We start from the raw sequence: 23,075 nt of genomic DNA on the forward strand, positions 1-23,075 counted from the left end.
GAAATAACATTATTATGCTAAAAATAGTAATATCTTGACCAAAATTTTAAGAAAAAAGGCTATTTATCGGCATTTCCTTCGTTTTGTACACCTAATCTTTATTTTTTGAGTTGCAATGTTATTATTATTGAAGTAAAATGAGTGTAACAGCATGAAATGATATGCAGCATATCATTGCGTGAGCGAAAAAATAAAATAAATAAATATTGAGGAGGAGAATGTATGAAATTCAAAAAACTTGTTGCAAGTCTTACCGCTGCAAGCTGTCTTTCGGGCGCCTTCGTGGCATTCCCCGAATTCGTACAGCGCACATACGCTGCTTCTGTCGTATCCAACGATTTTGAACGCAACTATGACGGCTGGTACGGCGAAGGCGACACCGTTGAGCTGACTGCTCAGCCCGCAGCAGGCGCAGATATGTCAAGAGGCATGAAGGTCTCGGGACGTGCTTCCGCTGAGGACGGCGCCGCTTCATCAAAGGGCCTCTACCTTTTCGGCGGAGACAAGTACGACTACAGCGTAAAGGTATTCAGCAATACCGCTCAGAAGTTCAACCTTACACTTCTTGTCATCGACGAGGAGACTGAGAAGGAGACAACTGTTGTACTGGATTCAAAGAACGTTCCCGCAGGTCAGTGGACAGAGCTGAAGAACAGCTATACCGCTCCCGAGGGAAGCTACGAGTTCAAGGTAAAGATCACCACAGACTCCACAGATGACTTCTTCTTTGATGATTTCCTCATCACAGGAGACAAGAGCGCTCTTGATGCACACGCTGCTCCCGCAGGCAAGGGTCTCAAGGACGAGTTCGCTAATTACTTCCGCGTTGGCAACATCTTCAACGGCGGTACTATCAAGAACAGCGGTATCCAGGGCATACTGCTCAAGGACTGCAACGCTATCGAGTGCGAGAACGAGACAAAGCCCTGGGATACTATGGTCCAGAACGGCTCGACCAATACCAACGTAAAGGTATCTCTCAACAGCTGTGCAGCTATCTGCGATTTCTGCGTTCAGCACGGTCTCGGCTTCAGAGGTCATACCCTTGTATGGCACAGCCAGACTCATGAGTGGTTCTTCAAGGAGAACTTCAGCAACAACGGCGGCTATGTAAACAGCTCCACAATGGATCAGCGTATGGAGAGCTACATCAAGAATATGTTCAACGCATACGCAACTCAATACCCCGACCTCGACCTCTATGCTTACGACGTTTGTAACGAGGTAATCAACGACGGCACCGCTTCACAGGGCGGACTCAGACCTACAAACGGCACAGAGGGTCAGAACGGCTCATCTGCATGGGTAAGAGTTTACGGAAACAACTCCTTCGTTGAGAAGGCATTCACCTATGCAAGACAGTACGCTCCTCCGACCTGTAAGCTTTTCTACAACGACTATAACGAGTTCGCTAATGACAAGCAGAACTGCATCATAAACACCATCCTCAAGCCTCTCATGGCTAAGGGACTCATCGACGGTATGGGTATGCAGTCTCACCTCAACTGCGCTGCAAGCGGCGCATGGGGCGATACAAACTCTTACCTGGCTGCTATGGACAAGTACCTCAATCTCGGTCTCGATGTTCAGGTCACAGAGCTTGACCTCTCAAGAGACGGCGGCTATACCGATCAGCAGCAGGCTGACAAGTACAAGGCTATATTCAAGCATTGTATGGACTGGAACGCAAGCCACCCCAACGGACCTAACGTAACTCTCGTTCAGGTATGGGGTCCCAATGACAACAACTCATGGGTTGGTACAAACAAATCAGGTCAGCCCAACTATCCTCTCCTTTATGATGGAAACAATCAGCCCAAGTCGGCTTACAACGCTATCACAAGCCTTGTTCCCGACAGCCAGTGGGGCGAAGGTCTCCCCTACAAGGGACCCGGAAGCTCAGGCTTCACCATCGCAGACCCCGAGCCTGACTCCGACGGTTACTGGTTCCACAGCAAATTTGAAGGCTCAGAGGACAACTGGGTAGGCAGAGGCTCAGCTTCTGTAAGCACCAGCGGCAGAACAAATTACGAAGGCAAGGAAGCCCTCCTGGTCCAGGACAGAGAGGCTTCATGGAACGGCGCAGCAATGCCCCTCAATTCAAGAATATTCAAGCCCGGCGAGGAGTACAGCTTCTCAGTAAATGCCTGCTACCTCGACGGTGATCTGGATTCTCAGGAATTCAAGCTCACTCTCCAGTACAACGACGCTGACAACGAGCCCCATTACGATCAGATCGCTCTGGCATCTGCTCCCAAGGGCGAGTGGGTACAGCTTGCAAACACAAACTTCAAGATCCCCTCAGGCGCTACCGACGTTCAGATCTACGTTGAGACAACTACTGAGGACGTATTCACAAACTTCTATATCGATGATGCAGTAGGCGCTCCCGCAGGTACAGTAGTTCCCGGCGCAGGACAGCCTCATATCCGCACAGTCATCCTCGGCGATGTAAACTTCGATGAGTGCATCGACTCAATGGATATGGCAGCTGCAAGAAGAGGACTCCTCAAGGGCGGCTTCGACGATTCAATGACTCAGAAGGCTGCCGACGTTGACCAGAACAGGACCTTTGAGGTTGCCGATCTGGTTCTCCTCCAGCAGTACATCCTCGCTAAGATCTCAGAATTCCCCGTAAACAAGCCTCAGGTTGACCTCGATGCTTTAGCATCTAAATTCGGAACAGTGAATATTGCAGAATCATTGAAAAAGAACGGAGAGAATAATCCTCTCTATACCCAGCGTTTCGGCGCTGACCCCGGCTGGCTGGTATACGACGGCAGACTTTACGTTTATACAACAGCTGATGAATTCGCATACAAGAACGGTCAGATGATCGAAAATGATTATTCTTCAGGCTATATCAACTGCTTATCAACAGCAGACCTTGTAAACTGGACAGACCACGGTCAGATCCCTGTTGCAAAGACAAGAGTAAACGGCACACCTATTGCAAGATGGGCTAATAACGCCTGGGCTCCCGATGCTGCATGGAAGAAGATCAACGGTCAGGACAAGTTCTTCCTTTACTTCGCAAACAATGGTTCAGGTATCGGCGTTATCACAGCTGATGACCCCACATTCACAAAGAATGTAAAGGATCCCCTCGGACACGAGCTCATCTCCAGAAGCACACCCAACAGTAATGTAACATGGCTCTTCGATCCCGGCGTTTACTATGATCCTGATACAGACACAGGTATCATCGCATACGGCGGCGGTGTTCCCGAAGGACAGGCTGCTAATACAAAGCAGGGACGTATCGCTAAGCTGGGCGATGACATGATCTCTATCGTAGGTACTCCTATCGATCCCGGTACACCTTACCTCTTTGAGGACTCAAGCATGATCAAGATCGGCAACACATGGTATTACTCATTCTGCCACAACTGGAATGTTCCCGGCGGCACAAGCGTAAACGGTAATTCCTTCGGCAATGCCGACATCGGTTACATGACATCAACAGATCCTCTCAAGGGATACCAGTATCAGGGCGTTGTATTCAAGAACACAGGTACACAGAGACTTGACAACGGCGGTAACAACCACCACTCAATTATCGAATTCAAGGGCAGCTACTATGTACTTTATCACTCACGTCAGCTTGAAATACGTATGGGCGTTAACGGCGGCAAGGGTCTTAACTACAGATCACCCTGTATCGATAAGGCAACTATAAGCAACGGCAAGATCACATGTAACGGTTCACAGACCGGTGTAAGCCAGATCGAGAACCTGGATCCTACAAAGACTGTTCGTGCAACAACAATGTCTAACCAGTCAAAGGGCATCTCAGTTTCAGGCGTAGGCAATGCAGTATTAGAGCTCAAGAAGGGCGAATGGGCTAAGGTTAGCAAGGTAGACTTCTCTAAGGTAAGCGGTTCACTTTCCGCAAAGGCTTCTTCCAAGAGCGGCGCGATCATCAAGGTTTGCGCAGGTTCAGCAACAGGCGAGGCTATCACCTACATTGAAGTACCCGCAGGCGGCTCAATGACAGACATTGAGACTCCTCTCGCAAATATCCCCAACGGCGCTTCAGACATCTACTTTGTAGCCAACGGCGATGTAAGCTTCGACAGCTGGTCGATGTCATAATTCTTTTCGATGTTGATCTGTGCGGTGCATCTGCACAACGCGCCGCACAGATTGATATAATTCCAAAAATAAATTGTAAGGGACAAATCAGAACAAGAAAGCCGTGCTGCTCAAGCACGGCTTTCCTGTTTTATAAGATATCTTGTAACTGACCGCAAAAAAGGGTACAACGGCTGTTGTACCCTTTTGGTATTTATTCCTTATTGTCCTTATCGTTTCCCGAGCTGTCCCCGGAGCTTCTGTTAATATCCTTGGAAATGAACATATCCAGAGCCACCATTCCGATAAGCAGCAAAACACATAATATAACAAGCACTGTTCTAAGCATTTTTATACCTCCGTTAATTTTTATTGACATCAGAATTAAACGGAGCTGTGATCTTATGACCGTCCTGATCGTGAACGTATTTTATAATGTACCTTCGGCTGAAACAAAGCTTCCTGATAACATAATAGATTATAATGTACAGAAGCCCTGCCGTGAAAAAAGACCATGAATTTCCCTTGAAACAGCGGTCAGAGCTTCGGGGCTGATACTGATCATGCAAGGGATCACAGCGTGTGAGCCTTATATGACTTGTGGGAAGTATCCTTTCCGCTGCTGCGATTACTGCGATATGCTCCGCATCACATGGCAATGTGTCGTAATATTTAAGTCTGTTCTGATGAGGGCTGTCCAGCCGCAGGAAGCTCTGCGCCGAACAAAGCAACGGCAAAAGCGAAAGTACCATAGACAGGGCAAGAATGTATCTGATAAATGCTTTTTTCTTCATGTCCCGCCTCCTGTCGCCGTAAGATCAGTGCTTTTGTGTATTATGGAATATAAAAAGTATATCATATCACGGCAGAGAAGTCAATAATCCAAAGCATACAGGGAACGCCCCGCTGACCACAAAAAAAAGGAGTACCTTGCGGCGTTCCCTACACATTGATATTTTCAATTTATCAGTTATTTGCGGGCGACCGCTGCGCGCCCCTGCTATGCACTAAGCACTAATAACTAACCACTGAAAAAAGAGACCTTTCAGGTCTCTTTTTTCATAATATGAAGCAGATAAGTCCCGAGCAGCCTTCGTTGATGACCCGCTCAAGGGTCTCCTGAAGCTTCATTCGGGCGTCCACAGGCATCTTGAACAGCTTGCTGTGAAGCCCCTCGTTCACCAGCTCGTGGAGGGACTTGCCGAAGATGTTGCTCTCCCATATCTTCTTCGGGTCGTCGTCAAAGCCGTCCAGCAGGTACATAACCAGCTCCTCGGACTGCCGCTCCGTGCCTACGATGGGACTGACGGTGGTGTTGATGTTGGCTTTCATCAGGTGTATCGACGGCGCCGATGCCTTGAGCTTGACGCCGTACTTGCCGCCCTGTCGGATTATCTTGGGCTCCTCAAGTGACATCTCCTCAAGCTCGGGCATGACGATGCCGTAGCCCGTCGCCTCCACCTCCGCAAGGGCAGGCTCTATACGCTTATACTTCCTGCGTATGTCATTTAGCTCCGCAAGCAGGGGCATGAGGTCGCTTTCGCTCTCTATCTCGATACCCGTGGTCTCCCCCAGTATCTTGTAGAAAAGGCTGCTGTCCAGCTCTGCGGTGATGGTGACGGAGCCCTTTCCCAGGTCGATACTGCTGACCTCAGCCTTCACCACGTTGGGACACTCCCCTATTGCCGCCGCAGCCTCCTCAGCCTCACGGACAAGACGAATATCCCTGGCGGCTGAGCGTATGCAGTCCAGGATCTCTGTCCTGAGCCAGTGTCCCTTCCCCAGGGAGTTTATCCATCTTGCGGTGCGGATATTTATCTCCCTGACGGGGAAGGAAAAGAGTATCTCCCGTATTATGCCGCGAATGTCCTCCTCGCTGAGTTCAAGGCAGTTGACAGGTATCACCTTGGCGTCATAGCGGTCTGTGAGCTTTGCCGCAAGGGCTCGGGACTCCGCAGACCGTGGGTCAACGGTATTGAGTATTACCACGAAGGGCTTGCCCAGCTCACGAAGCTCTCGGATAACTCTCTCCTCGCACTCCTCGTACTCCTCACGGGGAATATCCGTCACGGAGCCGTCTGTGGTGATGACCAGACCAATGGTGGAATGGTCGGTGATGACCTTCTGGGTGCCTATCTCAGCCGCCATATTGAAGGGTATCTCTTCATCGAACCAGGAAGTCATGACCATACGGGGCTGCTCATTTTCGATATAGCCCAGGGAGCTTGGAACGATATAGCCAACGCAGTCGATGAGCCTGACGTTGAAGGCTGCCCCCTCCCCCAGGTCTATGCGCACCGCCTCCTCGGGTATGAACTTGGGCTCGGTAGTCATTATGGTCTTGCCTGCGGCGGACTGGGGAAGCTCGTCAAGGGCTCTCTCCCGCATATATTCGCTGCTTATATTGGGTATCACCAGAGACTCCATGAACCGCTTTATAAAGGTGGACTTGCCCGTGCGGACGGGTCCCACCACGCCGATGTATATATCGCCGCCTGTTCGCTCGGCGATATTGCTGTATATATCTTTAGCCATACAAATACTCCTTTTATGAAACTATGGGTATCAGCAGCATACCGCCCTTTTCCAGCCGCTCTCCTGCAAGGTCGTTTTCCTCAATAATGGCGTCCACGCTGGTGCTGTACCGCTTGGCGATGTCCCAGACATCCTCGTTCTCGATGCCGAAATAGAGCTTGATAGCGTAGTCGCCGTCACGCTCCTTCCTTGCGGAAGCGTCCACGGTTATATCCGTGACCGCCCTTATGGAGTCGGAGCTGTACACCGACAGCTTCACGCCTATATCCGCCTTTGCGGTGAGGACTCCCTCGGGTGAGATGTCATAGGTGGTCTCCCTCACCTTTACCTCCGCTGACACCGATGAGCCGCTTATATCGTCGGGGAGGGCGATGGTCTCCTCGAAAGCCTCGTCACGGTCGGGCATAACTATCATGCCGTTCCTGTCCTTCGCCGCCATGGAGTAAGCCAGCATTCCGCTGATGACCACAGACCGTCCGTCGCTGCCGATACGGGTGTTGATGTTCTTCGCGCTGCTCCACATGGCAAAGACCGTCTGTGGAACAGCCTCTCCCTCCGCAAGTCTTGCACTGTGGCGGAAGCTCTCGTCGTAGACCGCAGGTATCTGCTCTGCTCTTATCTCCGATATTTCAACATCGCAGGGGTAGACTGTTGAAAAAGCGTCCTCAGCTATCATCACAGCGGCAGTTTTTACAGCGCGGCAGCACAGCCGGAGCTCCGTTTCGCACCTGACCATGCGGTTATTGCCCTCCTTGTCGGATACGGAAGCCGCGTCGCAGCTCACCACCTCAGCGGTAACGGTGCAGCCGAAGCTGTCGTCCAGTCCCTCCACGTCGATTATCTGGCTGTATCCAAGAGAAAAGCTCATGGTCTCAACGGTCCCGCCGCCTTTGTAGAGCAGCTCCACATCAGCCTCGCCCCTTGCAAGGAGCTTCCCCGATATGAGCTTCACCTCACAGTCCGAGGCGGTACAGCTGCACCGCAGTATCCCAGAAATATCGGGCTGTGCCGCAGAGAGCTCCACCTCCTCCTCGATACGCACATTTTTCTCCGCACTGAGCCTGCCTGCGGCAAATTCAACAGTCCGCCGCTTCAGCTGTATATTCATGCCCTCGGCGTCGGAGACCACCTGCTGCTCCTGCTGACCTGTCACGCGTATCTTTACGGAGACCGCTCCCCTCAGGTCAAGGCGGCGGCTGTTTACGGCGCGGAAGTTCACATGGTCGGTCTTGGGTGCCAGTCTGACCTGAGGCGACACGGGGCTCCGACCCAGCTCCACTGTCCCGGTGAAGCTCCTGTGCTGGTCCACAGACTGTACCTCGCTTCCCTCCTCGCCGCAGTAGAGGATATGTATGTCACACCTAAGCTCATAGGTGAGCCTGTCGCCGCTTACGGACCAGTCTGTGATGACGGGGATAGTCTCGCAGCGTATCAGGCGGAAGATGTCGGGACAGTAATCGGGGAGAATATAATCCAGTTCCACGGGCTGCTCCTGAACGCCGTCAAATATGACCTCGGCGGCAGGAACAGTCTCTCTGTTGAGTTTTAATTCCATAATGGGGGACCTCCTTGAAGTTTGCTTTGTGTAATTATATTCGCGGGAGAGCTCCGTTATTCCTGTCCGTATTGACTTATGCGCCGTTCTGTGCTATAATCCGGGTAAAGGCCCATGTACGAAAGGAGATTTTTTATGAGCGGACAGCAATTCTGGGGTTACAAAGGATATATTCAGAAAAACGGCGGCGAGATACTGTATGACGCCGGCTCCTGCTGCATTGCCCATTACAGCTATCCCGAGGACACAAGATACTTTGTGCGGTGTGAATTCCCCGTAAAAACAGGTCTGAACGAGACAAGCAGCCCCGAGATATGGACAAGCAGAGAGTCTGAGGCAAAATACCTGCTGGACAATCCCGACAAGGTGGTGGACTGGCTCCGCAGACGCATAAAAGCAGACCCGAAGTTCAGCCGCTATGTGGATCAGCCTGTGATAGAGATGGATCACCGCCTGCCAAATTACGGCGGAAACCCTCAGCTCCTGGCGAAAACTCCTCAATATATCATCTTCCGGTGCCACTGGGCTGCCAGAGAGAAATACGAACTGGCAGCAGAATGTAACCCACGCGGCAGCCATGACTCCACACCGATGTGGGCAGTGAACCTGTCAAAAAAAGAGGCGGACGCTCTTCTCGCCCACCCCGAAAGGATCGCGCCCTTTTTTCATGCTATGCAGGCTAAATACCCATACGGTGACTGATATTGCATAACCGCGGGCTGTTTCGCGGCTTAAATGAAAAAAACAGCAGTTTATTTCCGCGCCACTTGCTATTTTTGTGATAATATGCTATAATATTTATGAACAACATAAATAAGCAGCACCTCACAGCCGCAGAAGCAGGGTGTCATGCTTATATTCTGCCCGTTTTCCGGGCAAGAAAGGATAGTCTATGCTTCACGAGAAATCATGCGGCGCCATTGTCTACAGGAAATACCACGGCAATACGGAAATTCTGCTGATAAAGCATATCAACAGCGGTCACTGGTCCTTTCCCAAGGGTCATGTTGAAAAGGGTGAGACCGAGGTGGAGACTGCTCGTCGTGAAATAATGGAGGAGACCTCCATTGACGTTATTATTGATCCGACATTCAGAGAAACTGTTACCTATTCACCGAAAAAGGACACAGTAAAAGTCGTAGTTTACTTCCTTGCGAAGGCGAAGAATGTGGATTTTTCGCCTCAGGAAGGAGAGATCGCCGAGATACGCTGGGTGGATATCTCCTATGCCTCAAATATCCTGTCATACGAAAATGACAGGACCATAGTCGCCAAGGCAAAAAGCGCTATCAAGGAAACACATTAGGCAGCAAAAAAGGAGACCTTTAAGGTCTCCTTTTTTATTTGCTTATGCAGGACGCCAGTGGGCGTCTTTTTTATTATCGCCTCACAGAGTAACGGGAAGTCCGTTTATCTCTATGGTGGGATCGTCGATGTCGATGAGGAGGCAGCGTCTGCCGTCCACCACGCTGGTGCGCACCTTGTCAGCCGCCGAGGGCTTGATGTTCACGGTAATGCCCGGAGAGGTCAGAACGGTCTTGTTCTCCACAAGGTTAGCCGCAGTAAGGGGAGCTGTTCCGCAGACTTTCTCGTACACAGGCTCAACCATGCTCACTCTCTCCTCGGGAAGTCCCACATCAACGAGTATATCCTTGAGCTTGGCGTTGTCGATGACCACCCTGTCGGTCTCGTCCTTGCTGTCATCCACAACCTCCTGTATCTTCTCGTTGACGGTCTTGATGAGCATATAGTCAAGGTCCTCGCCCACAACGTTCTTGAGAATGCTCTGGAAGCTGCTCTTCTCGCTCTCTGCGGACATTACAAAAGTGCATCCCAGCACGTTCTCGACTACTGAGACGTTGGGAGACTTCACGTTCTTGGTGTAGTACATCACATGATTGATGTCGGAGCTCCTGTTGCTGAAAACAGGATACAAGAAGCCGTCCGAGGGAGCCTTGCTGATGATGAGCTCAGTGTTCATCTTCTTGGTTATCTCGTTGCCCACGCTGTCAAAGATAAAGCCGTCCTTGCTGGTGTTCACAGGGCAGATGGCTGTGAGGATATAGCGGTATATCTCGTCCTCACCGTCGGCGAACTCGTCGTTCTTGTCCTTCTTGCGGACAGTATAGGTACAATAGGAGGTTATTACCGCAAAGGGACCCGTATAGGCGATATTGTTGGCGATGTGGTTGAGGAAGTCCTCACAGGCTGCATCGTCCTTGAGCTCGGAGGTGAGGAGGGTATAGAGGATATTCTGGGGCTGTCCCTCGTCATAAGCCTCGTTGGGGAACTCATACTCCACAAAAGCCTTGCCCACGTTGGTGTTCAGCACCTTTTTCAGGGTCTCGTCATAGACGTCGTGCTCCTCAACGGGCATTGTAAGACAGGAGCTGACATTGTGGTAGCGGAGGTTCTTGTCTGCGTCGATGAAGGCGGTAAGCACCCTCTCCATGATGAAAAATCCGCTCTTGTCGGAGAAATTCTTCTTTATCTCTGCTGTTTCCTTTTTATTCATTATGTACTTCCTTTCTCAGAAACATACGGAGCTGCCGCACTTAAGCGCCGCAGCTCCGTAAAGATCATCTTATGGTTATACTTCCGTTCTGGAAATGCTCAAAGGCATACTTCTCAAAGGGAGGATCATTGCTGGCATTACGGAACATATCCGAATCCTTGTAATAGAAGCCCAGATCGTAAACCGTTCCCGGCTGTGCGTCATCGGGCACCTTTAAGTAGAAGGTAGCTATATCTCCGTCGCCGCCTGCGTTGTCCACAAACATGGTGGTGAAGAAGATCGAATACTTCTTCTCCCTTACCAGCTCGGGGTCCAGGTTCTTCTGCCAGTCCATGGCTATGAAGCCCGAATTCTTGCTTATAGCCTCACCGGGAGTATAGGAAGCCGTAAGATCCTCGGGGTTGTCTATCTTGCACTCCAGTACATCGGGATATGTGATATGGATACCGCACATTGTCCACTGGTTGGCGGCTCCTGTGACCGAGACCGTTACCTCAGCCATTTCACCGGGCTTTGCCGAAGTATCGCTGAGCTTTATGACAGGACCGCTGGATAGCGACTCTACGTCCTTGTACCTTATGTGCATGAGCTCCATGCTCTCGGACATCTCGTCACCGTCATCGGCGGTGGTCGTCTCCCCTGCTGATGCCGAAGCCGCAGTTGTGCTCCCGGGAGCAGAGGTGCTGCTGCCCTTCTTGCTGCTGCACCCTGCGAATACTGCCGCAGAAGCCGTCATTGCAAGGAGCACGGCTAATATCTTACGCTTCATTTACGGAAGCCTCCTTACTGCCTGTAACTACGATCTTATCGCCGTCAGCGGAAATGCTTATCCTGCTGATCTCAGAGCCCCGCTCAAGTATCATCTCAGCTACCTGATCCTCTACCTCGTCGCGGATAACTCTGCGTATATCTCTTGCGCCGTAGGGCTTGCCGAAGGACTTTTCTGCGATGAGCTCAAGAGCCTCTCTTGTGTAGTCCACGGTAATATCCTTCTCGGCAAGGGGCTCCTTCATCTCGTCGATCATGAGAGCGGCGATGTCAGCGAAGTTCTCCTTTGTGAGATCCCTGAACACAACTATCTCGTCGATACGGCTGATGAACTCGGGACGGAGGAACTCCCTCAGACCCTTGAGAGCCTTGTCTCTTGAAATTTCATTCTCTGTGCGGTTGAAGCCCACACCTATGCTCTTGTCTGTAGAGCCTGCATTTGAGGTCATACAGATGATGGTATTAGCGAAGTTTACGGTTCTGCCGTGGGCGTCGTCAACCTTGCCCTCGTCCAGTATCTGCATAAGGATATTCATAACGTCGGGGTGAGCCTTCTCGATCTCGTCAAAGAGGATAACGGAGTAGGGCTTTCTGCGCACCTTTTCGGTGAGCTGTCCCGCCTCGTCATAGCCCACGTATCCGGGAGGCGAACCGATCATTCTCGCAACGGAGTGCTTCTCCATATACTCGGTCATATCCAGTCTGATAAGGGGATCGGGAGAGTCAAAGAGCTCCTCAGCCAGCGACTTTACCAGCTCTGTCTTGCCCACGCCCGTAGGACCTACGAACACGAATGAAGCAGGTCTGCGGCGCTTGCTGAGCTGTACCCTTGTGCGCTTGATAGCCTTTGTGAGCACCTCAACAGCCTCGTCCTGACCGATGACTCTCTTTTTGAGAGCACCCTCAAGCCTTGAGATCTTCAGGAACTCGTTCTCAGCGATCTTAGCCGCAGGGATACCCGTCCAGCGCTCAATGACCTTGGTCACATCTGACTCCTCAACATTTACGCCCTCAGCCTTCTCCCTGAGCTCTGCTTCCGTCTCGCGGATATGGATGAGCTTGCCCTTGACCTCTGCAAGAGCCTGATAGTCTATCTCATCCTGCTCGGATATGGACTTTTCCATGTCCTCCAGGACCTTTATCTCCTTCTTGAGCTTTTCGTACTCGCCTATTTCGGGAGAGCGTATGCAGGCATATGCGCAGCTTTCGTCCATAAGGTCTATCGCCTTATCGGGCAGGAAGCGGTCTGTGATGTATCTCTCTGAGAGAACAGCGCATACTCTCACAAGGTAATCGGAGATATGGACCTTGTGGAAATCCTCGTAATACTTCTTTATGCCCACGAGAACGTTGACTGTGTCCTCGATAGTGGGCTCGTTTACTGTAACTGGCTGGAAACGGCGCTCAAGAGCCGAATCCTTTTCGATAAACTTGCGGTACTCGCCGAAGGTGGTGGCGCCGATGACCTGGACCTCGCCTCTTGAAAGAGCAGGCTTCAGGATATTTGCGGCGTTCATTGAGCCCTCAGAATCTCCTGCGCCGACGAGATTGTGTACCTCGTCGATAAAGAGGATTATATTTCCCTCACGCTTTACCTCGTCAACAAGTCCCTTCACACGGCTCTCGAACTGTCCGCGGAACTGAGTTCCCGCAACGAGAGCGGTAAGGTCAAGGAGGTATACCTTCTTATCCGCAAGGTTGAAGGGCACATTTCCCTCGTTAATGCGGAGAGCGATACCCTCTGCGATAGCGGTCTTGCCGACACCCGGCTCGCCTATGAGGCAGGGGTTGTTCTTGGTACGCCTTGAAAGTATCTGTATAACTCTTGCTATCTCGTTGTCTCTGCCGATGATATTGTCCAGCTTGCCGTCAGCAGCCTTCTGTGAAAGGTTGGTGCAGTAGCTTCCGAGGAATTTGGGCTCTCTCGGCTTTTTCTCCTTATTGCGTCCGAAAAAGCCTTTCTTTTCCTTGCTGTCGGACTGCTTGTCATCGGAACGTCCGCCGCCGAAGAGGCTTCTCGGGTCAAAGCCGCTCTCATCGGGCTTATCTCCGCCCTCTGCGTCATCGCCGCTGTTTCCGCCGAACATATTGGTGATAAAGTCGGGAAGGACTCCCGAGCCGCCCATTTCAAAGCTGTCACCGTCGAGCATACCCATCATCTGGTCGGAGAGCTGGTCAAGCTCCTCGTCGGTGATCCCCAGCTTATCCATATATTCCTTTATCTGCGGGATATTCTGTGCCCTTGCACATGAAAGGCACAGACCCTCGTTTTTCTTTTCGTTGCCCTGAACAGAGGTGATGAACACCACCGCAGGTCTTTTTTTGCATTTACTGCACATTATCATCAGGCAGTTCCTCCTGTAGTAATTTCTATGCGCCTGCTCCGCATACCGCGGGCGCTTTTTTCAGGCAGTTTACAGATCCTTTACGAAGTTGTAAACATACTTGAAGATAAAGGTCTTGTCGATCGCATCGTGATTGAAGAACAGCATCTTGTTGCTGCCGAAGACCACGTTTATGCGGACAATGACCGCTATCAGGAACACTATCACAGCGCCCTTGAACAGACCGATAAGTCCGCTGAGGGCATGGGTAACGATACTGGGTTCCATTTTGTCGTTTTTGCCCACCGAGCTGGATATAGCAATGGTCAGCACCAGGAATACGGCAAGCATGACCACAAGGGTGATGAGCTTAACGATAGAAGTATATGGTTCTCTGAGGTAGTTGTCAACGATGAACTCCGCAGGCTGACGTGTACTTTCAGTCTCGCTCATGAGCTGCATAAATCCGTAGAAATCGCGTGGTCTGCTTTTGATCTCCTCAGCTGCATACTCGGCAGAATACTCATTGAGATGCTTGGAAACGAAGCTGCTTATGATGTTTGCATAGCCCTCATGGAGCTTGTTGTTGAAAGCAGCCTCCTCGTCCACTGTCCTGCCGTTGATATTATTGACATACTTATAGATCTCGTGATCCACGTCAACTCCCGTATCGCAGATAGTCTTGAGCTTTTCGCGGTCCACTCTTATACTGTAGCCCAGTGACTCCAGGTATTTTGCCAGCTCCTCGTTGAAGTTGCCTCCCTCAAGGGTCTGATCCATCTTTTTAACAATACTCTCTCTGATCGAATTCTTATAAAGTGAGCTGCTTATTGAAGAGCTCAGGGAAAGTGCTATTATCATGGCTAAAACATAGCCTATCGCTGATATTGCTGCCTTGTAGAAGCCTCTTTTGATCGTAATGAACATACAGATGAGTATAGCTGCAACAGCAACAACATCATAAAACCACCAGAATTGTACTCCCATAAAATACGCGTCATTTGTCAGGTGACGCTGCCTCCCTTCGATTGATTGATAAATGCATCAAAAGTCAGCTTTCATAGTCTATACGGTCTATTTTATTATGTCCCTTCAGGAAAATATGATCTTCGCTCCTTAAAAATCCTGTATACGAGTCACTGACATCAGCGATGGAGCGCAGTCCGCCGTTGAAGTCATAGGCTTTGATATTGCCCTGACACATAACATAGACAAGGTCCTCATATATCACAACATCTATAGAGGGGGCGTCAAGCTCGATGATACGGGCTTCGGTATTGCCTCCCTTGAACAGTGCCAGTACATACTTTCTTCTGTCATCGTCGTTGACGATAACGGCGGAATTACCGCCTTCGCTTGCACCTGCGGCAAGCCTGCCGTCATAGGAATAATAAGAGCTGATCTGACCGTTGTCGTCCACATAGCCGCAGGCGTCCGTACCGAGCACGAAGGCGCCCTTTCCGTAGCCGAAAACGTCGAGACCCAGGGTGTTGAGTCCGGGAGAGGTCCAGTGCTCTCCCTTTTCACTGAAATCTATTTCCTGAACATTTGTAACGAGCTGACCGTTTTCTGCTGAGATATAGCTCAGCACGCAACCCTTGCTTCTTTCAATGAAGCTCAGGTCACTGACCCTTTCGATACATTTCCTGTTGTATATGTCCTTTCCCCTTTTATCATATACAACGATCTCGCAGCTGTAATTGTCAGAAGTTGTGACAACAGCTGTATATCCCTCCTCGCTTATTCTTGCGAAGAGAATGAGATTCTTGGCGAATGTCTTTGTATAGATGACCTGATCTTCGTCCTCCACACAGAGCTCATTTCCGCCGTTTTCGTAGAGCAGGGCTTTTCCGCCTGCTGCACGAAGCACCGTATTGGTGTATGTATGCTGACGGCGTCTCAGAAGCGCTCCGTCAGTATCGTAGAAATAAGTATAGGTATCGCTGAGCACGATCATTTTTTTGTCTGAAAGCTCAAACTGGTAATCTGCTCCTCCGCTGACCTCGATGGGAAAATTTCCCTCAGCCAGCTGTCCTGAGTTAACGATGGTCCTGTACTGTTCTCCTATACCCCTTAACTTATTATACCACTTGTCGCGGGTAAAATAAAGACCCGCTCCAATGCCCGCTATAAGCAGGATAGTCAGAAACCGCATAAGTCTTTTCCGCCGTCTTTTGCGATTTTTAAGATCGACTATATCATCGGCGTCATACATTTTCGGCACACTGACACCTCCTTATCATTTGTTCTTGCTGATGAGAGCCGCCTCATCAGTATGTATCTTTCATAAGCTCTTCCTCGCTGTAGAACACGCGGTTCAGATACAGTCCGTGAGCCATGGCTGTCCTGCCTGCTTTAAGGCGGTCCTTTGCGGCAAGGATAGCGGGGATATCCTCGGGCGAAATGCGTTTTTCGCTGACGTCCAGAAGGGTACCTGCCATTATCCTAATCATATTATACAAAAAACCGTTGCCTTTTACAAGCATTATCACAGAATCTCCACTATTTTCTATTCTGAAGGAATAAATCGTCCTTACGGTGGTGGAAACATTTGTACAATCGGCACAAAATGAGGAGAAATCGTGGGTCCCCACAAAGTATTGTGCCGCCTTTCTTGCCGCCTCGATGTCGAATTTCCTCCTGTAGTGGAGCATAAGGTCGGCTGCAAAAGGATTTTTCGATTCGCTGCAGTGTATCTTGTAGATATACTCCTTACCCTTGCAGTCGAACCGCGCGTGGAAGTCCTCGGGGACGTCCTCACAGCTGAGAATGGATATATCGTCGGGAAGCTCGCCGTTTACTCCTCTGCAAAAGCCCAGACAGTGTATTTTGCTTGTGGTCTTCACATTGAAGCAGAACATATTGGCGTGGACCCCTGTATCCGTCCTTGAGCAGCCCGTAATGGTCACAGGCTCGTTGAGAACCTTTGACAGTGCCTTTTCAAGCACCTCCTGCACCGTTACCGCGTTGCTCTGCCGCTGGAAGCCGTGATACTTAGTCCCCCTGTAGGCTATTGTCACTTTCAGATTGCGCATCACCGACCTCCTTTTCCATCTCCTTGCTTCCGTCGTACAGTATGACCTCGGTATCCTCTACCCTGCCCACGTCCTCACCAATGAGGGATTCGCAGACCTGGTCGTATACCTCAGCCCTGTAATTGAATGGGGGCTGTTCCCGGAGCTCCTCCTGTGGAGCCTCCTCCGCGGGAGCTGTTCTCCTGCGCTTTCTCAGCCTTCTTCTGTCCGCAAGGATCGTCAGTATTACCAGTCCGAGACTGATGAAGGTTATTGTCACTCCAAGAGGGAAGCCCTCGGGGGTATACTCTATGCGGACATCATGGCTGCCCTCAGCCACCTTTACGCCTGTCACAGCCTGGAGCAGCTTGAAGGTCTCAGCCCTCTCGCCGTCGATATACACCTTCCAGCCCTTTTCATAGGGTATGGACAGGAAGAGTATCCCGTCCTCCTTTGCGGTGAGCTCTCCCCTTATCTTCCTGTCGGAAAACTCGGTTATGTTGAGCTGCTCGTCCGCCAGCTCGTCGTAAGCCTTTGTAAAGACCTCCTTGTTGAGGGCGTATATCATCAGCTTGAAGTTGCCTGTCTTGTGGTCCTTGTTGGAGGTTATCCTTACTGTCGAGGTATCGCCCTCCTGACCGTTGCCCATGGTGAAAACTATGGGGTAGCTCTCGATCAGCTTGCCTGAGTCCACCAGGTCATCGCCGCATTTTATCTCGAGAGTATCGCAGGTGCCGCCGGTGCCGTTTGCATAGCCGTAGAGGGCGCTTCCCTCCACACAGTCGTAGGTGTATACGGCGCTTCCCGTAGGCTCCTCTGATACGTTCTCGAATGTGTAGTTTCCGTAGCCGTTCTTTGTTACGTCAAGTCCTTCGTATTCCACAAGTGCAACAGGCTGAGCCACAAAGAGCTTGTCCTCAACGCCGGAGACCCTGCGGATAAGGTCGTTCTGATACTCAAAGGGATTGGCGCCGCCGCCGTCCTCCATAAGGAGCACATTGTCCTTGACCATGAAGCCCAGAGACAGCGGATAGCGGTTCTCATAGATGTGGGATGATCCTGCGGAGTCCTTCTCCTCAAGCACCCACGCCTCTGAATTGAGGTCGCCGCCCTTTTTGATGATGTATTTTATTCCCAGAAGCGAATTCACAACGGGGGTAGAAGTTCTGTAGTAGTATCTGTTTCCTGCCTCAGAGGCATATAGCCCCAGACGCTTGAACATTGTTGTTACCGAGACATTTGCCGCCGACGAGAACTGTGACACTCCGCGGTAGCCGTAGAGGGCACTGTCGTTGAGGGTATAGGTCTGGGTCATCTCCGTGCGGTAGAAAAGCGACTTGTCCTTCTTTGCCGTATCGTCAAGGAGCTCACTGACCTCACTGCCGCTGGCAGGATAGTCGCTGTAGCCCGTGGTATCCACAGTTCTTACGCCCATCTGTGCATTGCTGACGAATTCGCTGAACACCGCTGCCGAAAGCGCCAGTGTGAGCAGCACGTTCCTCCTCTTTACAGTCCTGAAGGGGAATATCTTCGCCGCTATGAATATGAGCCAGAAGGCTATGGTAATGACGATAGAGCTCTTGAAAGCCTGTGAGGGCTTGAAGGCGTCTCCCTCCACCATGCGGTTGAGGACGAACACCGTAACGGGAGCTATGGGCATCAGTATGAGCTGGTATATCTTTATGCCCTTTTTGAGCATGATGTCCAGCGCCCTGAATGCCGAAGCCGCCAGCACGAAGCTGAAGATGAATGCAAATCTGTAGGGTATCTGATTTGTGAAGTGGAATCCGTGCCAGATGAAGTTGAGGATATTCATATTGCAGCTCACCGCGATTATGCCCAGCATTATCAGTGACGAGATCTTCTCCCTTATCTTTATGCCGAAGGACAGCAGGAACACTCCGAAGAGCATTACCGCCAGCATTCCGCAGGCAAAGTTGGGAAGTCCGTCCACCTTTGTGGGCTCGTCGTAGGAGAGCAGGTTTGCGAATATCTTCTTCCAGTCCTCATAGAAGGTCATCTCGCGCGGCATGGTGTTGTTGGCGCTGTATGTGAGCTGTAATCCGTAGTAGGCAGGCAGGAGTATGAAGCCTCCCAGACCTATGCCCAAGACTGAGGAGCGTATCATGATGAAAAGCTTCCTGAACCAGTCCTTTATTCCCCTGCACTCGATCATGCTTGCCGAGGCGAACATGAACACCGAGAATATACAGGTGAAGTATCCCACATAGTAGTTTGCTATGAGTGACAGCGCAAGACCGAAGGTGAACACCTTCCACTTTCCCTCGCGGCATATCATCACTATGCCCGTCATTACCAGAGGGAAAAGCGCTATGGTGTCGAACCACATGACGTTCCAGTAATAGCCCAGGGTGTAGCTGCAAAGGGCGTACATCACCGAGAACATACATATGCTGAAGTCCTTGCGCTTATATGTATAACGCAGGAATGTGCTGAAAAAGGCTCCTGCGAAGCCTATCTTTGCCGCCAGTATGAACGTGAGCGCGTCACGTTCATTGCCCTCGCCGAAGAACACCGAGAGCCAGTTAAGCGGGCTTGCCGCGTAATAGGATATGAGCGACAGGAAATTTGTGCCCATACCGTTTTCCCAGGAGTACAGGAATGAGCCTCCGTTTATGAGCTTCTCATGCACCACCCTGAAAAAGGGGTAGTACTGATGCCACAGGTCGACCACAAGTATCTGCCTGTCTCCGAAGGGGTGAACGCCGTAAACGCCGAAGGCGTACAGCATTATCGCAAATGAGATAAGGAACGAAAGCAGGAAGTACAGGACTCCCTTCTCGTACAGTATCCCGTAGAATTTTCCTTTTCTGAACCGCTCAAGCCGTGAGTGCCTTGCGGCTCGTTTTTCCTCTTTGTTCATTTTTTTCCTCTCTTTTGTCCGTATCAGAACAGCCTTCCCAGAACTATAACTCCCGCAAGGAACAGGACAGTCACGCCCAGTGCGATATAGTCGCGGGGGGCAGATTTCAGCTGTCTGAGACGTGTTCTTCCCTCTCCGCCGTGATAGCAGCGGCACTCCATAGCCGTAGCCAGCTCGTCCGCACGTCTGAATGCGGAGATGAACAGGGGCACCAGTATGGAGATGAGGTTCTTTGCTCTCGTTGTGAAGCTTCCTGTATCTATTTCGGCTCCACGGGCTTTCTGCGCGGACATTATCTTGTCCGTCTCCTCGATGAGTGTGGGGATGAATCTGAGCGCTATGGACATCATCATCGCCAGCTCATGTACGGGAAACTTTATCTTTCTGAGCGGCGAGAGCAGCCGCTCTATGGCGTCGGTCAGCGTTATGGGCGAGGTAGTATAGGTCAGCAGGGAGCTTCCCATTATAAGAAGAACTATCCTCACCACCATGAATACGCTGGTATTCACGCCTTCGTCTGTTATCTTTATGAATTTCCAGTGCAGGAGTACGTTTCCGCGGCTCATGAAGAAAAGGTTTATGAAGGCTGTTATCAGAAGGAAGATAAACAGTGGCTTAACGCTCTTCACGAACATTTTCAGCGGTATCTTCGACAGGAGTATTGCACCTATGGTGAAGACGGCTCCCACTGCAAGGCAGATATAATTTCCGCCCGAAAAAAGCATTACTATATAGAGAATGGTTATCACTATCTTGAACCTTGGGTCAAGCTTATGGATAACGCTGTCTCCAGGGAAGTACTGTCCGATGGTGATGTCTCTCAGCATTCAGCGTACCTCCCTTTCCTTCAGCCTGCGGAGAAGCAGGTCGCGGGCATACTCCACGGTGTAGACTTCTTTGCCGAAGTCCAGCCCCCTGCGTTTCAGCTCTCCGAAAACTCTGGTTATCTGTGGTACGTCGAGACCTATCTGAGAGATCTCGTCGGCTCTTGCGAACACCTTCACCGTCTCTTCATAGCAGAAGAGCTTTGCCTTGCTCATGACAAGAATCTTGTCCGCAAATGAGGCGATGTCCTCCATGCTGTGGGAGACTATGAGGATAGTGTTCTTTGTGCGCTGATGATAGCGCTTGATATGCTCAAGTATCTTGTCCCTTCCCGCAGGGTCGAGACCTGCGGTGGGCTCGTCCAGAATGAGCACCCTTGGCTCCATAGCCATAACGCCTGCGATAGCCACACGGCGCTTCTGACCGCCCGAAAGCTCAAAGGGAGAGCGCTCCAGGAGCTCCTCCGAAAGACCTATATCATTGGCGGTCTCATGGACGCGGCGCTTTATCTCAGCCTCGTCAAGTCCCATATTCCTGGGACCGAAGGCGATGTCCTTGTAGACCGTCTCCTCGAATATCTGATACTCGGGGTACTGGAAAACAAGTCCCACCTTGAAGCGGACGTCTCTTATCTTGTCCTTGTCCGCCCAGATGTCCTTGCCGTCGAGAAGGACCTTTCCCGACGTGGGTCTGAGGAGCCCGTTGAAATGCTGTATGAGCGTGGATTTACCCGAGCCTGTATGACCCATGACGCCCACCATTTCGCCCTCATCTATTTTAAGGCTCACATGGTCCACAGCGGTCTTCTCGAAGGGAGTCCCGGGACTGTAGGTATATGTGAGCTCCTGTGTTTCAAGGATAGCCAATTCTATTCTCCTTTTCTTTCTTTAAACAGCCGTGCAGCTCATTCTGCAAACAGCCTTTCGATAGCTGCGGCGCACTCCTCCTCGGTGATTATCTCGGGAGATATGTCGCAGCCTGCCTTTCTCAGCTCCCATGCCAGCTCTGTCACCTGAGGCACGTCGAGACCGATGGCTTTCAGCTTGTCCACCTGCGAGAACACCTTCTCGGGAACGTCGTCAAGAACTACCTCGCCCTTGTCCATGACCACTACTCTGTCGCAGTCCGCAGCCTCGTCCATATAATGGGTGATGAGGACAATGGTTATGCCCTTTTCGCGGTTCATGCGGTGTATGGTGGCGAGCACCTCCTTGCGTCCCTGGGGGTCCAGCATGGCAGTGGGTTCGTCAAGGATTATGCACTTGGGCTCCATGGCGATTATGCCTGCTATTGCCACTCGCTGCTTCTGACCGCCCGAGAGCTGACTGGGAGAATGGAGCCTGTACTCGTACATTCCCACGGCTTTCAGACTGTCGTCCACCCGTCTGCGCATCTCCTCATAGGGGACGCCCAGATTTTCCAGAGCGAAGGCAACGTCCTCCTCGACTATTGAGGAGACTATCTGATTATCGGGGTTCTGGAACACCATTCCCGCGCACTGGCGCAGGTCAAAGAGCCTTTCCCCGTCCTTGGTGTCTATACCGTCCACCGTTACCGTTCCCTCGGTGGGGAGCAGTATGGCGTTCAGATGTTTGGCGAGGGTGGATTTGCCGCAGCCATTGTGCCCCAGCACCGCTACGAACTCACCCTGCTTTATGTCAAGGTCTATGCCTTTCAGTACCTCCACGGGCTTTTTATCCTCGTCGTCGGTCTCATATGAAAAGTGCAGACCCTTTATTTCGATTATATTATCCATATTTATCCCTGTTCTTCACTTTATATCGATCGTTGAGCACATCATCAGCGCTTCCTCAATAGTATCTCCGATGACCTGTACCTGATAGCTCTCGTTATCGGAAACGAAGATCTCTACACTAAAGCTCCAGCAACCGTCATGGCTTAAATCATTTTTCAGAAAATAGACGTCACAGCCGTTTATCTGCTTATAATAGACCTCGGAATTGTCCCGGATCATAAATTCCTTTGCAAGCATAGCCGTCTCAAAGCTTTCGGCATTGCTGTCGGTGCGCATTTCGCTTGTCAGAGACAGTACTGCCTTATACATTGAAAGCAGGCTCCCGTCAAATTCTATGCCCAGCTCTTTGAAAGCCTCTGCCACTGTCTCCTCGGTTATCTCGGGAAAACTGTAACCCGTAGCATATAAACTGGTCAGACTTTCCATTTTCTCGACTATGTAAGCTGTTCTGAAGCTGTCCTCCTTGCCGTAGCACGTCTTTACATAGGAAGGCCACATCTCTGTTTCCTCAAGGTCGGGAGGTATCCTCAGGCTTACTCTCTCATAGGATATTTCCTTCCAGTCTTCGGGTATATTGTCAAATTCGGGCAGGGGCTGCGGAGTTATATCAACGCCCTCCTCAGCTTCGCGCCTTTTAAGTTCCCTATATTCTTCATTATCGGGATCTGTTGTTTCTTCCTCTGTGGTATCTTCTTCGGAAGCAGCTGTGGTCGCATTCACTGCGCCGCTGTCCTCTTTTTTACTGCCGCAGGATACTGCGGAAAATGCCATTACAGCGGCTGCTGCGATAATTGCCATAAATGCTTTTTTCATTTATTTACCCTT

The 23,075-nt window shown here is 50.8% G+C and carries 18 protein-coding genes; 3 read left to right on the forward strand and 15 right to left on the reverse strand.

The window, feature by feature from the left end:
* Nucleotides 1-222: 222 nt before the first annotated feature.
* Nucleotides 223-4,095: an endo-1,4-beta-xylanase gene (locus T488_RS0102425; protein WP_028519409.1), complete on the forward strand. Its 3,873-nt coding sequence runs from the start codon at nt 223-225 to the stop codon at nt 4,093-4,095.
* Between the two features lie 193 nt (nt 4,096-4,288).
* Here T488_RS0102425 and T488_RS20225 read toward each other — a convergent pair whose 3' ends face one another.
* The 4 genes from T488_RS20225 to T488_RS0102445 form a co-directional block, all read right to left on the reverse strand.
* The gene (locus tag T488_RS20225) at nt 4,289-4,423 is read right to left on the reverse strand and encodes a hypothetical protein (protein ID WP_278245053.1); all 135 of its coding nucleotides are present in this window, start codon (nt 4,421-4,423) and stop codon (nt 4,289-4,291) included.
* 13 nt (nt 4,424-4,436) lie between these two features.
* Nucleotides 4,437-4,868 (reverse strand): hypothetical protein, encoded by a 432-nt coding sequence (locus T488_RS0102435; protein WP_028519410.1) that lies wholly within the window; start codon nt 4,866-4,868, stop codon nt 4,437-4,439.
* Between the two features lie 265 nt (nt 4,869-5,133).
* The gene (gene spoIVA, locus T488_RS0102440) at nt 5,134-6,609 is read right to left on the reverse strand and encodes a stage IV sporulation protein A (RefSeq protein ID WP_028519411.1); all 1,476 of its coding nucleotides are present in this window, start codon (nt 6,607-6,609) and stop codon (nt 5,134-5,136) included.
* A gap of 13 nt (nt 6,610-6,622) precedes the next feature.
* Nucleotides 6,623-8,164: a DUF3794 and LysM peptidoglycan-binding domain-containing protein gene (locus T488_RS0102445; RefSeq protein ID WP_028519412.1), complete on the reverse strand. Its 1,542-nt coding sequence runs from the start codon at nt 8,162-8,164 to the stop codon at nt 6,623-6,625.
* A 135-nt stretch (nt 8,165-8,299) separates the two neighbouring features.
* On the opposite strand from T488_RS0102445, the gene T488_RS0102450 reads away from it, so the two are divergent.
* Together T488_RS0102450 and T488_RS0102455 are read left to right on the forward strand one after the other, a co-directional pair.
* Complete coding sequence (locus tag T488_RS0102450; protein WP_028519413.1) at nt 8,300-8,866, forward strand: hypothetical protein; 567 nt, start codon at nt 8,300-8,302, stop codon at nt 8,864-8,866.
* Nucleotides 8,867-9,056: 190 nt separating this feature from the next.
* The gene (locus T488_RS0102455; protein WP_028519414.1) at nt 9,057-9,470 is read left to right on the forward strand and encodes a bis(5'-nucleosyl)-tetraphosphatase; all 414 of its coding nucleotides are present in this window, start codon (nt 9,057-9,059) and stop codon (nt 9,468-9,470) included.
* A gap of 81 nt (nt 9,471-9,551) precedes the next feature.
* On the opposite strand, the gene T488_RS0102460 is transcribed toward T488_RS0102455, so the two are convergent.
* The 11 genes from T488_RS0102460 to T488_RS0102510 all read right to left on the reverse strand — a co-directional run bounded on the left by T488_RS0102460 (nt 9,552) and on the right by T488_RS0102510 (nt 23,063).
* The gene (locus tag T488_RS0102460) at nt 9,552-10,679 is read right to left on the reverse strand and encodes a DUF4317 domain-containing protein (protein ID WP_028519415.1); all 1,128 of its coding nucleotides are present in this window, start codon (nt 10,677-10,679) and stop codon (nt 9,552-9,554) included.
* 64 nt (nt 10,680-10,743) lie between these two features.
* Nucleotides 10,744-11,448, reverse strand: coding sequence for a cohesin domain-containing protein (locus tag T488_RS0102465; RefSeq protein WP_028519416.1), 705 nt, complete (start codon nt 11,446-11,448; stop codon nt 10,744-10,746).
* Nucleotides 11,438-13,792: an ATP-dependent Clp protease ATP-binding subunit gene (locus T488_RS0102470; protein WP_196243256.1), complete on the reverse strand. Its 2,355-nt coding sequence runs from the start codon at nt 13,790-13,792 to the stop codon at nt 11,438-11,440. The genes T488_RS0102465 and T488_RS0102470 overlap by 11 nt, the downstream gene beginning before the upstream one ends.
* A gap of 69 nt (nt 13,793-13,861) precedes the next feature.
* Complete coding sequence (locus T488_RS0102475; protein WP_028519418.1) at nt 13,862-14,758, reverse strand: hypothetical protein; 897 nt, start codon at nt 14,756-14,758, stop codon at nt 13,862-13,864.
* Nucleotides 14,759-14,822: 64 nt separating this feature from the next.
* Nucleotides 14,823-15,986 carry a DUF5711 family protein gene (locus T488_RS0102480; protein WP_242838293.1) on the reverse strand — a complete coding sequence of 388 codons (1,164 nt, stop codon included), beginning with the start codon at nt 15,984-15,986 and terminating at the stop codon, nt 14,823-14,825.
* Nucleotides 15,987-16,041: 55 nt separating this feature from the next.
* Entirely contained in the window at nt 16,042-16,806 is a 765-nt protein-coding gene (gene truA, locus T488_RS0102485) for a tRNA pseudouridine(38-40) synthase TruA (protein WP_028519420.1), read from the reverse strand.
* Nucleotides 16,766-19,669, reverse strand: coding sequence for a YfhO family protein (locus T488_RS0102490; protein ID WP_028519421.1), 2,904 nt, complete (start codon nt 19,667-19,669; stop codon nt 16,766-16,768). The genes truA and T488_RS0102490 overlap by 41 nt, the downstream gene beginning before the upstream one ends.
* A gap of 23 nt (nt 19,670-19,692) precedes the next feature.
* A complete protein-coding gene (locus T488_RS0102495; protein ID WP_028519422.1) occupies nt 19,693-20,496 on the reverse strand; it encodes an energy-coupling factor transporter transmembrane component T family protein in 804 nt (267 codons plus the stop codon).
* Nucleotides 20,497-21,360, reverse strand: a complete 864-nt coding sequence (locus tag T488_RS0102500) for an energy-coupling factor transporter ATPase (protein ID WP_028519423.1) — start codon at nt 21,358-21,360, stop codon at nt 20,497-20,499.
* A 38-nt stretch (nt 21,361-21,398) separates the two neighbouring features.
* On the reverse strand, nt 21,399-22,250 hold the full coding sequence (locus T488_RS0102505; protein ID WP_028519424.1) for an energy-coupling factor transporter ATPase: 852 nt from the start codon (nt 22,248-22,250) through the stop codon (nt 21,399-21,401).
* Nucleotides 22,251-22,265: 15 nt separating this feature from the next.
* Nucleotides 22,266-23,063, reverse strand: a complete 798-nt coding sequence (locus T488_RS0102510) for a hypothetical protein (RefSeq protein WP_028519425.1) — start codon at nt 23,061-23,063, stop codon at nt 22,266-22,268.
* Nucleotides 23,064-23,075: the final 12 nt, after the last annotated feature.

Source organism: Ruminococcus flavefaciens ND2009 (genome assembly GCF_000621785.1).
In the GTDB taxonomy this organism is placed as follows: Bacteria; Bacillota; Clostridia; order Oscillospirales; family Ruminococcaceae; genus Ruminococcus; species Ruminococcus flavefaciens_C.